Annotated in this window: 13 protein-coding genes and 4 pseudogenes; 3 read left to right on the top strand and 14 right to left on the bottom strand. The window is 71.6% G+C overall.

The window, feature by feature from the left end:
* Positions 1 to 11: 11 nt before the first annotated feature.
* The 7 genes and pseudogenes from O0235_RS15425 to O0235_RS01870 all read right to left on the bottom strand — a co-directional run bounded on the left by O0235_RS15425 (position 12) and on the right by O0235_RS01870 (position 5,099).
* Positions 12 to 488: a glycosyltransferase gene (locus tag O0235_RS15425; protein WP_373324356.1), complete on the bottom strand. Its 477-nt coding sequence runs from the start codon at positions 486 to 488 to the stop codon at positions 12 to 14.
* A 280-nt stretch (positions 489 to 768) separates the two neighbouring features.
* Positions 769 to 1,389: pseudogene (locus tag O0235_RS15420) on the bottom strand (glycogen synthase); the annotation flags it as partial.
* A complete protein-coding gene (locus tag O0235_RS01890) occupies positions 1,386 to 2,621 on the bottom strand; it encodes a hypothetical protein (RefSeq protein WP_270056873.1) in 1,236 nt (411 codons plus the stop codon). The gene O0235_RS01890 and the pseudogene O0235_RS15420, both read right to left, overlap by 4 nt.
* Positions 2,622 to 2,633: 12 nt before the next feature.
* Positions 2,634 to 4,094 (bottom strand): alpha-glucan family phosphorylase, encoded by a 1,461-nt coding sequence (gene glgP, locus O0235_RS01885; RefSeq protein ID WP_270056872.1) that lies wholly within the window; start codon positions 4,092 to 4,094, stop codon positions 2,634 to 2,636.
* A complete protein-coding gene (glgP, locus tag O0235_RS01880) occupies positions 4,076 to 4,699 on the bottom strand; it encodes an alpha-glucan family phosphorylase (RefSeq protein ID WP_270058017.1) in 624 nt (207 codons plus the stop codon). The genes glgP (O0235_RS01885) and glgP (O0235_RS01880) overlap by 19 nt, the downstream gene beginning before the upstream one ends.
* The gene (locus tag O0235_RS01875; RefSeq protein WP_270058102.1) at positions 4,603 to 4,863 is read right to left on the bottom strand and encodes a hypothetical protein; all 261 of its coding nucleotides are present in this window, start codon (positions 4,861 to 4,863) and stop codon (positions 4,603 to 4,605) included. Before O0235_RS01875 ends, glgP (O0235_RS01880) begins: the two co-directional genes overlap by 97 nt.
* Positions 4,860 to 5,099: a DUF3417 domain-containing protein gene (locus O0235_RS01870; RefSeq protein ID WP_373324409.1), complete on the bottom strand. Its 240-nt coding sequence runs from the start codon at positions 5,097 to 5,099 to the stop codon at positions 4,860 to 4,862. Before O0235_RS01870 ends, O0235_RS01875 begins: the two co-directional genes overlap by 4 nt.
* Before the next feature lie 207 nt (positions 5,100 to 5,306).
* On the opposite strand from O0235_RS01870, the gene O0235_RS01865 reads away from it, so the two are divergent.
* From O0235_RS01865 to argH, 3 genes and pseudogenes are all read left to right on the top strand, one after another.
* Positions 5,307 to 5,435, top strand: coding sequence for a hypothetical protein (locus O0235_RS01865; protein WP_270056871.1), 129 nt, complete (start codon positions 5,307 to 5,309; stop codon positions 5,433 to 5,435).
* Positions 5,436 to 5,479: 44 nt separating this feature from the next.
* Positions 5,480 to 6,055: an HAD family hydrolase gene (locus O0235_RS01860; RefSeq protein WP_270056870.1), complete on the top strand. Its 576-nt coding sequence runs from the start codon at positions 5,480 to 5,482 to the stop codon at positions 6,053 to 6,055.
* A gap of 6 nt (positions 6,056 to 6,061) precedes the next feature.
* Positions 6,062 to 7,416 (top strand): annotated as a pseudogene (gene argH / locus O0235_RS01855) (argininosuccinate lyase); the annotation flags it as partial.
* A 6-nt stretch (positions 7,417 to 7,422) separates the two neighbouring features.
* Here argH and O0235_RS01845 read toward each other — a convergent pair.
* The 7 genes and pseudogenes from O0235_RS01845 to O0235_RS01815 form a co-directional block, all read right to left on the bottom strand.
* Entirely contained in the window at positions 7,423 to 7,854 is a 432-nt protein-coding gene (locus tag O0235_RS01845) for a hypothetical protein (protein ID WP_270056868.1), read from the bottom strand.
* A 5-nt stretch (positions 7,855 to 7,859) separates the two neighbouring features.
* Positions 7,860 to 8,333, bottom strand: coding sequence for a hypothetical protein (locus O0235_RS01840; RefSeq protein WP_270056867.1), 474 nt, complete (start codon positions 8,331 to 8,333; stop codon positions 7,860 to 7,862).
* Positions 8,330 to 8,674 carry a hypothetical protein gene (locus O0235_RS01835; protein ID WP_270056866.1) on the bottom strand — a complete coding sequence of 115 codons (345 nt, stop codon included), beginning with the start codon at positions 8,672 to 8,674 and terminating at the stop codon, positions 8,330 to 8,332. Before O0235_RS01835 ends, O0235_RS01840 begins: the two co-directional genes overlap by 4 nt.
* Before the next feature lie 84 nt (positions 8,675 to 8,758).
* Positions 8,759 to 8,926, bottom strand: coding sequence for an exodeoxyribonuclease VII small subunit (xseB, locus tag O0235_RS01830; RefSeq protein WP_270056865.1), 168 nt, complete (start codon positions 8,924 to 8,926; stop codon positions 8,759 to 8,761).
* A pseudogene (gene xseA / locus O0235_RS01825) lies at positions 8,926 to 10,115 on the bottom strand (exodeoxyribonuclease VII large subunit). The gene xseB and the pseudogene xseA overlap by 1 nt, the downstream one beginning before the upstream one ends.
* A gap of 53 nt (positions 10,116 to 10,168) precedes the next feature.
* Entirely contained in the window at positions 10,169 to 10,729 is a 561-nt protein-coding gene (efp, locus tag O0235_RS01820; protein WP_270056864.1) for an elongation factor P, read from the bottom strand.
* A pseudogene (locus O0235_RS01815) lies at positions 10,726 to 11,714 on the bottom strand (M24 family metallopeptidase). Before O0235_RS01815 ends, efp begins: the two are co-directional and overlap by 4 nt.
* Between the last annotated feature and the right edge of the window lie 31 nt (positions 11,715 to 11,745).

Below are 11,745 nucleotides of genomic sequence, written 5' to 3'. Positions count from 1 at the left end.
CGCTCCGCGCGCTACTCCAGCGGCACGATGCCCCGCGCCCGCAGCGCGTTCGTGTAGGCCTCCACGTAGTAGGTCGCCGAGGCCCGCCACGAATAATCCCGGCTCATCCCGTTCCGCTGGAGCCGCAGCCACGTCTCCGGCTCCCGGAACGCCCGCACCGCCCGCTCGTAGGCCGAGGCGAGCGAAAACTGGCTGAACTCGTCGAACAGGAACCCCGTGCCCGTCTCGGGGTGCTCATCGAGGTCCGAGGATCGTGTCCGAGAGTCCCCCGTCCGCCGCCCGATCGGCACGGCCCCGTACCGCATCGCGATCAGCTGGCCGAGTCCGCACGGCTCGTACCGCGACGGCATCAGGAACAGGTCGCACCCCGCGTAGATCCGCTGCGCCAGCCCCGGGTCGTACCTCGGCGCCAGCCGGACGTGGTCCGGGTATTCCCGCTCCAGCCGCTTCAGCTCGTCCTTCAGCCACTGGTCGCCGTCTCCCAGCACGATGAACTGGCCCCCGCCAGCACCATTTCCGGCACGATCTGGATCGCCAGGTCGACCCCCTTTGCTCCGTCAGCCGGGTCACCATCGCCGCGATCGGCCCGTCCGTCTTCGGCAGGCGCAGCTCCTCCCGCAGCGCGTCCCGGTTCGGCCAGCGCTGCTCCACCGTCGCGAGGTCGTAGTGGTGCCGCACGTGGGGGTCCGTCCGCGGGTTGAACAGGTCGTAGTTCAGCCCGTTCAGGATGCCCATCAGCGCATCGCCCCGCAGCCCGAGGAGCGCCTCCAGCCCCTCCCCGTACTCCCGCGTCAGAATCTCCCGCGCATACGTCGGACTCACCGTCGTCACGATGTCGCTGTAATAGATCGCCTGCGCGAGGAAGTCGTTCAGCTCGTCCGGCCCCCGGTAGCGCAGGTTGTGGATCGTGAACACGCTGGCGACGCCCCGCAGCCGCGGGTTCGACCACGCCTGGTTCCGCAGCCCGAACGCCAGCGGCGCCGTGTGCCAGTCGTTCAGGTGCAGGATGTCCGGCACCCACTCGTCGGTCCGCAGCATCTCGATAATCGCCCGGCAGAAGAACTGGTACCGCAGCAGGTCATCCGGCTCCCCGTACACGTTCGCCCGGAAGAAGTAGTGCCGGTCGCCGACCAGCTCCACCGGCACCCCGCCGACCCCGTCGACCGTTGCGATGTCGACGTCCCGCGGTTTCCCCGGGCTCGCGACCCGCAGCAGCCGGTGCGCCCGCGCGGCCGCATGCGCCTCCGCCGCCGAGGCGTGGCACGGCGTCACGACCCGCACATCGTGGCCGATCTCCTTCAGCCGCTGGGGCAGCGAGGCCGCCACATCGGCGAGGCCCCCGACCTTCGCAAACGGGTCGACCTCCGCAGAGGCGAACAGGATTTTCACGGCGCCCGGCTCCTGATCAGCTCACGCTCCAGCTCCACGCGCGCCTCATTCGCTGCCGCCAGCCGCCACCGCGCCTCCCGCTTCACCGGCTCCGAAGCGTCGCCGACGGCAATCGCATGCGCTGCGTACGTCGCCACCTGGTTCAGCAGCAGGAACCCCCGGTAGATCATCGGGATGCTCCACATCGGCCGGCGGCTCGCCCACCAGAACTGGCAGCTGTGGAGGGCCGGGCCCAGCCGCTCGTAGGCCGCCGCCGCGAACTCCTTCGCTTCCGGTGTCGTCGCGTACCGCCGCGCCACCGCCACCAGGTCGAGGCAGTGGTCCACGTACTCCCATTGCAGCTCGTGAATCCGGTTCCCCGGCGATTTCCAGAGCGGGAACGGGTTGTGCGCCGCGAGGTCGTCGAGGCTCGTGCTCCAGCTCGACGCGTGCGGCTCGACCACCGGCCCATCCGGGAACAGCTCCAGCAGCTCGCTCGGCAGCACCATCCGCACCCGCGGCGCCTTCCCCTGCGCCTCGGCCGCCAGCAGGTCCAGCGTCGCCCCGAGGAACTCCCGCTCCCAGTCCCGGATGTGGTGGCCGTAGGTCTCTGCGTCCATCGCCGTGACCACGTAGGCGTCGCGGCCCTGCCCCACCTTCGCCAGGTCGTCGAGGAACGCCTCCGGGTTCGTCTCCCGGAACGAAATCCGGTTGCTCCGGAGGTCATCCCGGAACAGCACGCGGGCTTGCGCCCCGTTGACCGGCACCCGGCAGATGACGTCGACCGGCCACGCTACCGGGCACGCCACGCCGCTCACGATCAGCCATTCGTGGCCGCTGGCGTGCACCGAAGCCAGGATGTCGCGGCTGTAGCACATCTCCGGCGGGAAGAACCCGCGCGGGTTCCACGCCCGCCCGAACGCCGCCCGGTTCGTCCGCGCGTTCTCCGCAATCTGCCGCTTCCGCTCCGCCTCCGGGATGAGCGGCAAAATCGGGTGGTACTTCCCGCTTCCCACGAATTCCACTCGCCCCAGCTCCGCCAGCTCGCGCAGGCCGGCAACCACGTCGCCCAGTCCGTGCTCCTGCAGCAGGTCCGTCAGCACGCCCTGCAGGTTGACCGCCACCCGCGCGTTCTCGTGCGCCCGGAGCACCCGGATGAGCGGCCGGTACGACTCGTCGGCCACCTTCGCCAGCACGTCGTGCGTCTGCGTCGGCGGCTGATAGAAGTGCAGCAGCAGCGCCCAGTAGGTCATCGTGTCCCTCCGCTAGGCCCAGTGGGCGAGCCCCGTGCAGATGACGCCGGGCAGGTGGGGGTGCTGCGGCATCACCCGCACGGCGAAGCCGACGCGCCCGCCGGAGCCCGGCCGGAAGCTCCCCTCGTACCGGCAGAGCCGGTCCTCCTGCTGCCCGGCGAACGCCAGCGGCGCCTCGGCCTCGATGTGCAGCTCCCGCCGCGCATCCGTCTGCCCGTACACGATATCGACGCGCAGGTCCTCCGGCTGCAGCGGCCCCGGGTAGAGCTGGACGCGCACCGTCACCGGCGCATCCGCCGGGCGGAGCTCGCTGCCGTCATCCTCCACGGCGTACACCTTCACCGCGTCCCAGCCGGCGCGCACGCGCTCCAGCCACGCCGCGAGCTCGCGCGCCCGCCCGAGGTTCTCGGCCCGGAGCTCGTGCCACGCCGTCGCCGCCGGCCCGTACGCCCGCCGGGCGTAGTCCGAAACCATCCGGCTCGTGCTGAACTGCGCCGCGTACGTGACGATCGTCTCCTTCATCCGCCGCACCCACTCCCGCGGGATGCCCTGGCTGTCCCGCTCGTAGAAGAGCGGCGCCACCTCACCCTCCAGCAGCCCGTAGAGCGATTCGGCGTCGAACGCGTCCTGCGCCTCCGGGTCGTCGTCGACCCGGTTCCGGCCGATCGCCCAGCCCGTCCCCGGCCGGTACGCCTCCCACCACCAGCCGTCGAGCACGCTCAGGTGCAGCACCCCGTTGGCGCACGCCTTCATGCCGCTCGTGCCGCTCGCCTCCAGCGGCCGCAGCGGTGTGTTCAGCCACGCGTCCGAGCCCGCCACCAGCAGCCGCCCCAGCTCCACGTCGTACCGCTCGAGCAGCACCAGCCGCCCCCGGAACTCCGGCGACCGGCTCACCTGCACCACCTCGCGGATGAGCGCCTTCGCCCCGTCATCCCGCGGGTGCGCCTTCCCCGCGAACAGCACCTGCACCGGCCGCTCGAAGTCGTCCAGGATGCGCGCCAGCCGCTCGAGGTCGCGGAAGAGCAGCGTCGCCCGCTTGTACCCGGCGAACCGCCGCGCAAAGCCGATCGTCAGCACCTCGGGGTCCAGCACCGGCGGGCCGCCCGGCTCGTTCGCCGGCAGCCCCCGCCGCAGCATGTCCTCCGTGTATTGCTGCCGCGCCCGCAGCACCAGCTGCTGCCGCTGCCGCTCGTGCACCCGCCACAGCTCCTCATCGGGGATGTCGTAGACGGCGGCCCAGTTCGCGCTCGCAGGGTCGTCCCGCCACGCCGGCCCGACGTACCGGTCGAACAGCTCGCCCATCTCGTGCGAGACCCACGTCGGCAGGTGCACGCCGTTCGTGATCGCGTCGATCGGGATGAGGTCGTGGGGCAGATTCGGCCACGCCGATTCCCAGAGCCGCCGCGAGACCCCGCGGTGCAGCTGCGACACGCCGTTCCGGTAGCCGCTCAGGTTCAGTCCGAGCACCGCCATGGAGAACGGCTCGCCGTCGTCCCCGGCCGTGTCCGGCCGAGGTCGAGGAACGCCCGGTCATCCAGCCCCAGCCGCGCCCAGTAGTGCCCGAGATACCGCCGCAGCAGGTCCGGCGGAAACAGGTCGATGCCCGCGGCCACCGCCGTGTGCGTCGTGAACACCGTCGCGCCGGTCACTGGCAGCCGCGCCTCCGCGAACGATGCCCCGAACCGCTCCATCGCCGCCCGGACCCGCTCGATGCCCAGCAGCGCCGAGTGCCCTTCGTTCATGTGGCAAACCGCCGGCTCGATGCCCAGCGCCTGCAGCAGCCGCACGCCGCCGATGCCCAGCACCATCTCCTGCTGGATGCGCATCTCGTTGTCGCCGCCGTACAGCCGGGCCGTAATCTCACGGTCCGCCGGCGGATTCCGCTCGATGTTCGTCGTCAGCACGTAGAGCGGCGTCTTGCCGACGTCGATCCGCCACGCCTGCGCCCATACATCCCGCCCGTCGAACGGCACCGCGACCTCTACCGGCCGCCCGTTCCCATCCACCACGTGCGCCATCGGCAGCGCCGCCGGGTCGAGGTCGAGGTAGACTTCCTGCTGCCAGCCGTCGGGCGAAATCTCCTGCCGGAAGTACCCTGGTGGTAGAACAGCCCCACGCCCACCAGCGGCAGGCCGAGGTCGCTCGCCGACTTCAGGTGGTCGCCCGCGAGCACGCCCAGCCCGCCCGAGTAGTTCGGCAGGCACTCCGCCAGCGCGAACTCGAGCGAGAAGTAGGCGATCACATCCCTGGCTCGAGCCCTTCCACCTCCAGCAGCGGCGGCCGCCCGAGGTACGCCTCGAGCGCCGCGGCCACCCGCCGCTGGTGTTCGAGGAAGCCCTCGTCCTCCGCCAGCTCGTGCAGCCGCTCCGGCCGCACCAGCTGCAGCAGCCGCACCGGATTGTGGTCCGTCTCGCGCCACAAATCCCGGTCGATCCGCTCGAAGAGCGCCGCCGCATCCGTGTTCCACGTCCAGTACAGGTTCCGCGAGAGCTTCCGCAGGGCTCCAGCGGCCCGGGAGGTTCGGTTCGACGATGAACGTCCGCGCAGCCCGAATTCGCATCCCCCATTCTAAGCGCGCCCTCCCGTACGCCGGTAAACGGCTGAAGAACTGCCCGGTGTCCCGTTGCCCCATCCTCTGCGATCATCGTGGTCACGGCTTCCGCCGCCGCGAGGTCACCCCGAGCTATGCCCGTCCGCGCGGTCCTCTTCGATGTCGGCGATACCCTCTGGCACGCCGCCGAAGCGCCGCCCCGGCGGAATTCCGCCGGCGCGCCGCCGAGCGTGCCGCCGCCTTCCTCGCCGCCAACGGCGTAGAAAGCGTCGACCCCGCCGCCCTCGCCCGCGCCTGCTGGGATGCGATGGACGGCGCCATGCGCGCCGCCCGCGCCGGCGACCTCGCCGAGCCCGACTACGCCGCCGTCGCCGCCGAGGCCGCCGCTGCCCTCGGCGTCCGCCTCGACCGCGGCCTCGCCGCCGCCTTCCTCGAGGCGATTTACGTCTCCGGCGCCGAGGGCGGAAAGGCCGCCTACCCCGATGCCCGCCCCACCCTCGAAGCGCTCCGCGCCCGCGGGTTCCGTCTCGGCATCGTCACCAACCGCGCCTTCGGCGGCGAGCGCTTCCGCGCCGACCTCCGCGAAGCCGGCCTCGATATCGACTGGGACGTCATTGCCGTCTCGGTCGAAGTTGGCTACCTCAAGCCCCATCCGCGCCTCTTCGAAGCCGCGCTCGACGCCCTCGGCCTCGCACCTGCCGAAGCGGCCATGGTCGGCAACTCCCTCGCCGAAGACATCGCCGGCGCCCAGCGGCTCGGCATGCCGGCGGCCTGGAAGCGCTCCCGCCCCGATGCCGACGGCGTCGTGCCGGACTTCACCTTCGACCGCGTCAGCGAGCTGCTCGACTGGTCGCTCCTCGCGGAGGCTGCACGTGTCCGCTGACGGCCGCACCGGGGCGGCCGCTTCGAAGGCGCCGTCGCCGACCTCACCCTCGAATACACCGCCGGCATGGACCGCGACCTCTGGGAGTTCGACATCGCCGGCTCGATCGCCCACGCGCGCATGCTCGGCCGCCAGGGCATCATCCCCGCCGCCGACGCCGATGCGATCATCGCCGGCCTCGAAGCCGTCCGCGAGCAGTTCCGCCGCGGCGAAGTCACCTGGCGGCCCGAGCTCGAAGACATCCACACCCACATCGAAGCCCTCCTCCGCGAGCGCATCGGCGAGCCGGCCGGCCGCCTGCACACCGCCCGCTCCCGCAACGACCAGGTCGCCCTCGTCAACCGCATGGCCGTCCGCGCCCTCTGCGATGACGCCGCCGACGCGCTCCGCGACCTCATCGCCGTCATCTGCGACCTCGCCGAGCGGCACGCCGCCGACCCGATGCCCGGCTACACCCACGTCCAGCGCGCCCAGCCCATCACCCTCGGCCACCACCTCCTCGCCTACGGCGAGATGCTCTTCCGCGACCGCGACCGCTTCCGCGACTGCCGCCGCCGCACCAACGTCATGCCGCTCGGCTCCGGCGCGCTCGCCGGCTCGCCCTATCCGCTCGACCGCGAAATGGTCGCCCGCGAGCTCGGCTTCGAGGCCGTCTCCCGCAACTCCATCGACGCCACGTCCGACCGCGACTTCGTCGCCGAGTTCTGCTTCGCCGCCGCCATGACGCAGGTGCACATCTCGCGCCTCGCCGAGGAGATCATCCTCTGGGCCAGCACGGAATACGGGTTCGTCCGCCTGCCGGATGCCTTCGCGACCGGCTCGAGCATCATGCCGCAGAAAAAGAACGCCGACGTCGCCGAACTCGCCCGCGGCCGCGCCGGCCGCCTCGTCGCCGAGCTCACCGGCATCCTCGTCACCCTGAAGGGGCTTCCGCTCGCCTACGACCGCGACCTCCAGGAAGACAAGAGCTACTACCTCGCGGCCGGCCGCACGCTCATCCCGACCCTCCAAATCTTCGCCGCGATGCTCCCGGCTCTCGACTTCGACCTGCCCCGCATGCGCGAGGCCGCCGGCCGGGCTACGCCCTCGCCACCGATATCGCCGATTACCTCGTGAAGAAGGGCATGCCCTTCCGGCAGGCCCACGCCGTCGTCGGCGGGCTCGTCCGCGAAGCGGAGTCGCGCCGCTGCGAACTCAACGAACTCCCCTTCGACGTGTACCGCGCGGCCAGCGAGCTCTTCGAGCCCGACGTCCTCGACATCACGGTCGAGTCCGCCCTCGCCGCGCGCGACATCCCCGGCGGCACCGCGCCGCGCCGCGTCCGTGAGGCCGCCGCGCAGCTCCGCGCGCTCCTCGCCTGACTCCCGCTACGGCCGCCGAATCCACACCCGCCGGATGACGACCGTCTCGCTGACCGCCGCAGCGTCGGCGTACGGGTCATCGATGGCCGCCGGCGCGGCCTCGTTCGCCGCCTGCTGGCGCGCGCCCGGGCGCGGCCGCTTCGCCTTCGGCCGGACGGCGCTCACCGCGCCCTTCGCCGCCTGCCGCGCGAGGTACTTCCCGGTCAGGCTCATCCCCACCTGCAGCGCCGTCCCAATCGCGACCGCCGTTACCGCCTTCTTGACCGGCGCCGGCAGTGCGGCCCGCTCCCGCTCATACCGCTGAGGCGTCCGCGGCGCAGCAGGCGCCACCGCGACTTCCCGCAGCGCAGCGAGGTACATCCCGCACTGGCGGCAGTAGTTGTCGGTTGGTTCGTAGGCGGCGGTGCAGTCAGGGCAGGCAGGCAGCGGCAGCGTCATGGCGCTCAGTATACGGCCGGCCCGGCTGCTGCGAGCGCCGCTTCCACTGCCTCCGTCAGGTCCAGCGGCGCAGGCGGCGGCACCGCCAGCCGTCCTTCGGCCACGGCCCGCAGCGTCTCGACGAGGAACGGCCGCTCCCGCGCGACTCCCCGCGCCCGGATGTCGGCGTACAGCGGCGTTGCCATGATCGCGTCGAGGTGCATCGCCGCGGCCTCTGCCGGCGGCAGCGCGGCCCAGAGCGCCTCGTTCGCCGCGTCCCGGATGCCGTACCGGCAGAAGCTGACCGCCGGGCCCCGGTCGACGTCGCCCGTCACCACGTTCATCATGCACCCTGATTCCCGCGCGCCGGCGCGAATCAACTCGGCGATGACTTCCTGGTAGGTGCCCACCGGCCCATCCGGCAGCGCCGGGTGGTCGTTCAGGAACGTGTACCGCCCGTACAGCGCCTCCGTCGCGATCAGCATGTAGCCGAACATCACGCCGAGGTCGAACCCGTACCGCCCCAGCCGCCTCGCGACCTCTGCATCGAACTCGTACCGCCACGGCTGCAGCGGCTCCCCGGCCGGCCGACCTTCCCGCCCCGCGCCTTCCGGAACGCTACCGACGAGAGCAGCTCGACGGGCGCCCCGCGGCCCTCCGCCATCGCGATGAGCCGGTCCGTCGGCTCCGCCTCGCCCCGCTCCCGGTTGACGAAGACCACCGCCACCTCTACCGGCAGCCCCCGGTCGATGGCGCCGAACAGGTAGTCCAGCGCCCCGAAGGAGCCCGGCCCGCGGCCCGTGGTCAGCCATGCGATGCGCAGCCGGTCACTCCCCGGCATCGAACTCCGCCTCGTCGTACTCCGCTTCCAGCTCCTGCAGGTCCGTCGTCTCCCGCTCCAGCCGCTGCTGGATGGTTTGCAGCTTCAATTCCGCCCCTCGAGGATCGCCCGCAGCCGGTCGACCAGCGCGGCGCCTTCCTCGTACAGCTTCAGCGACTCCTCGAGCGGCAGGTTCCCCTGCTCCAGCCGCCGCGCGTGCTCTTCCAGCTGCGCGTACAGCGCTTCGAACCGTTCGCTCGCCTCGCTCGGCATCAGCGCACCTCCGTCCAGAATGCCCCGTCCGATACCGCGACCCGCAGCCGGTCGCCGGCCTTCACGCCGCGGACGCTCGAAATCACCGGCTGGCGGCCGCCTTCCCGCTGCACGATGGCGAATCCCCGCCGCAGCGTCGCCATCGGGTCCAGCGCCGCGAACCGCGCAGCCAGCGTTTCGAGCCGCGCGCTCGCGGGCGGCCCGGCCCTCCGCGGCCTCCTCCATGTCCCGCGCCAGCTCCGCCACCGCGGCCCGGAGTTCGGCCACCCGGGCGCGCCGCGCCGGAGCCGGCCTGCCGCGGCTTCCGTATCCGCTGCCAGCCCCGCAATCACGTGCCGCACCGACGACGCCATCGCCCGGTCCAGCATGCCGAGGCTCCGCTCGACGGCAGCGATGTCCGGCGTCGCGCGCTCAGCCGCGGCGCTCGGCGTCGCCGCCCGCAGATCCGCCACGAGGTCCGCGATCGTCACGTCCGTCTCGTGCCCCACGCCCGTCACCACCGGGTGCGGCGAAGCGTAAATCGCCCGCGCGACCCGCTCGTCGTTGAACGCGTGCAGGTCCTCGGCCGCCCCGCCGCCCCGGGTCACGAGAATCAGGTCGAGGTCCGGCTCCTGCGCCAGCCGTCGCAGCGCGGCGACCACCTGCCCCGGCGCCTGCTCCCCTGCACCTGCGCGGGCGCGAACACGAGCGTCGCCACCGGCCACCGCTTTCGGAGCACGAACTGCACGTCGTGGAGCGCCGCGCCCCCGGGCGAGGTCACCAGCCCGATGCGCAGCGGGAACCGCGGCAGCGGCCGCTTCCGCGCCGGGTCGAACAGCCCCTCCGCCTCGAGCCGAAGCCGCAGCTCCTCCAGCTTCGCCGCCAGCACCCCCACCCCCTCCGGCCGCGCGAAATCGCAGACCAGCTCCAGCTCGCCGCGCTGGAGATACACCGAGATGCGCCCGTGCACGATGACCCGCTCGCCGTCCTTCAGGACGAAGTCCGGGGGCATCCGGTCGCGCCACATGACGCACCGGATCGCGGCCTTCGCATCCCGCAGGGTGAAATACCGGTGCCCCGCCGTGCTCCGCGACGAGTTCGAAACCTCGCCCGTCACCCATACGTCGGAGAGGAACTCGTTCGCCTCCGTGTACTCCCGGAGAAACGAAACGAGCGCGGACACGGGGAGGACGTGGTCGTTCACAGCCATTGCCGGGTTAGGCTACGGCTTCGATGTCCCGCTGGCGAGACGCCGCTCGCCGTCTACTGCACGCGCTCGATGTACTGGCCCGTTTCGGTGTTCACCCGGATCTTCGTCCCCGGCTCGACGAAGAGCGGCACCTGCACCACGAGCCCCGTCTCCAGCGTCGCCGGCTTCGTGCCGCCCGTCGCCGTGTCGCCCTTGAAGCCGGGCTCCGTATCCGTGACCACCAGTTCGACGGTGATCGGCAGCTCCACCCCGATCACCTCGTCGCCGTAGAGCACCACCTCGCAGGTGTCGTTCTCCTTCAGGTACTTCGCCGCATCTCCCACCTTGTCCGCGCTCACCGGGATCTGCTCGAAGGTCTCGGTGTTCATGAAGTAGTAGAACTCGCCGTCGTTGTACAGGTACTGCATCTCGCGCCGCTCGACGCGCGCCCGCTGGAACTTCGTACCGGCCTGGAACGTCTGCTCGATGATCGCGCCGCTCCGCACGTCGCGGAACTTGATGCGCACCTGCGCTGAACCGCGCCCCATCTTGATGTGCGCGTAGTCCAGGATCGAGTACAGCTTCCCGTCGAGCTCGATGGTCGCGCCCTTCTTCAGCTCACCCGTCGAAATCATGCGTCACTCCCCTCAAAGGTCAGTTTCCGTGCGTGGCTCAGGACGCGCGCCTTGCCATCCTCGAGCACGACGATGTCTTCGATGCGCACCCCGCCCCAGCCGGGCAGGTAGATGCCGGGTTCAATGGTAAACACCATTCCCGCTTCGAGAACATGGTCCGATGACGGCCCGAGATACGGGTCTTCATGAACCTCAAGCCCCACGCCGTGGCCCAGCCCGTGCCCGAACGCCTCACCGTAGCCCGCCGCGCGGATGACGGCGTGCGCCAGTTCGTGCGCGTCGGAAGCCCGCATCCCCGGTTCCACCCCTCGATGGCGGCGAGCTGCGCCGCCCGCACCACCTCGTACACCTCCCGGAACCACGCGTCCGGCTCCCCGAGCACCACCGTGCGCGTCAGGTCCGAACAGTAGCCCCGGTATCGCGCCCCGACGTCGATGACGATCGGCGCGCCGGCTGCGAACCTTTCGGCTCGCGGCTGCGCGTGCGGGAGCGCGCTCCACGGCCCGCCCGCCACGATGCTGGGGAACGAGACGCCGCTTCCGCCTTCCTCGCGGACGTACCGCTCGAACCGGTCCGCCGCTTCCAGCTCCGTCATCCCCGGCGCGAGCTCGCGCGCCAGCCGTTCGAACGCCCGGTCGCTGATGCGGATTGCCTCCTCGAGCAGCGCCAGCTCCTCCGCGTCCTTGACCCGCCGGAGCTGTTCGACCAGCCCGGCCGCCGGCGCCAGCTCCGGGCGATCGCCCGCCGGCATCTCGCTGACCGCCGCCTGGAGCGCGAGGAAGCCCGCATAGGTCAGGTCGCGCGGCGCCACGCCGACGCGCTTCCCCGCGGCGCCGGCTTCCGCGATTAGCTCCCGCAGCCAGCCGCTGCGTGGTCCCTGCGCCCGCAGCGCCGCCACGCCCCGCCCGGCCGTCTCCACCTCAGCCTGCTCCCAGTAGCGCGAGTCGACCGCGAGCACGGCGGCATCCCGGGTGACGAGCAGCACCCCGCGGAGCCGGTGAAGCCGCTCAGGTAGG

The sequence above is a fragment of the Tepidiforma flava genome (genome assembly GCF_027594505.1).
GTDB lineage: Bacteria > Chloroflexota > Dehalococcoidia > Tepidiformales > Tepidiformaceae > Tepidiforma > Tepidiforma flava.
Note: the sequence above shows the minus strand (reverse complement) of the source record. Positions and strands in the feature narration are given on the sequence as shown.

Coding starts and splice junctions, on each gene's coding strand:
- xseB (WP_270056865.1), bottom strand. CDS start 8,926: ATGCCGAGCGAGGCGAGCGAACGGTTCGAAGCGCTGTACGCGCAGCTG.
- O0235_RS01890 (WP_270056873.1), bottom strand. CDS start 2,621: ATGACCTACTGGGCGCTGCTGCTGCACTTCTATCAGCCGCCGACGCAG.
- O0235_RS01835 (WP_270056866.1), bottom strand. CDS start 8,674: ATGCCGGGGAGTGACCGGCTGCGCATCGCATGGCTGACCACGGGCCGC.
- O0235_RS01860 (WP_270056870.1), top strand. CDS start 5,480: ATGGACGGCGCCATGCGCGCCGCCCGCGCCGGCGACCTCGCCGAGCCC.
- O0235_RS01845 (WP_270056868.1), bottom strand. CDS start 7,854: ATGACGCTGCCGCTGCCTGCCTGCCCTGACTGCACCGCCGCCTACGAA.
- efp (WP_270056864.1), bottom strand. CDS start 10,729: ATGATTTCGACGGGTGAGCTGAAGAAGGGCGCGACCATCGAGCTCGAC.
- glgP (WP_270056872.1), bottom strand. CDS start 4,094: ATGGCGGTGCTCGGACTGAACCTGAGCGGCTACCGGAACGGCGTGTCG.
- O0235_RS01865 (WP_270056871.1), top strand. CDS start 5,307: ATGCCCGTCCGCGCGGTCCTCTTCGATGTCGGCGATACCCTCTGGCAC.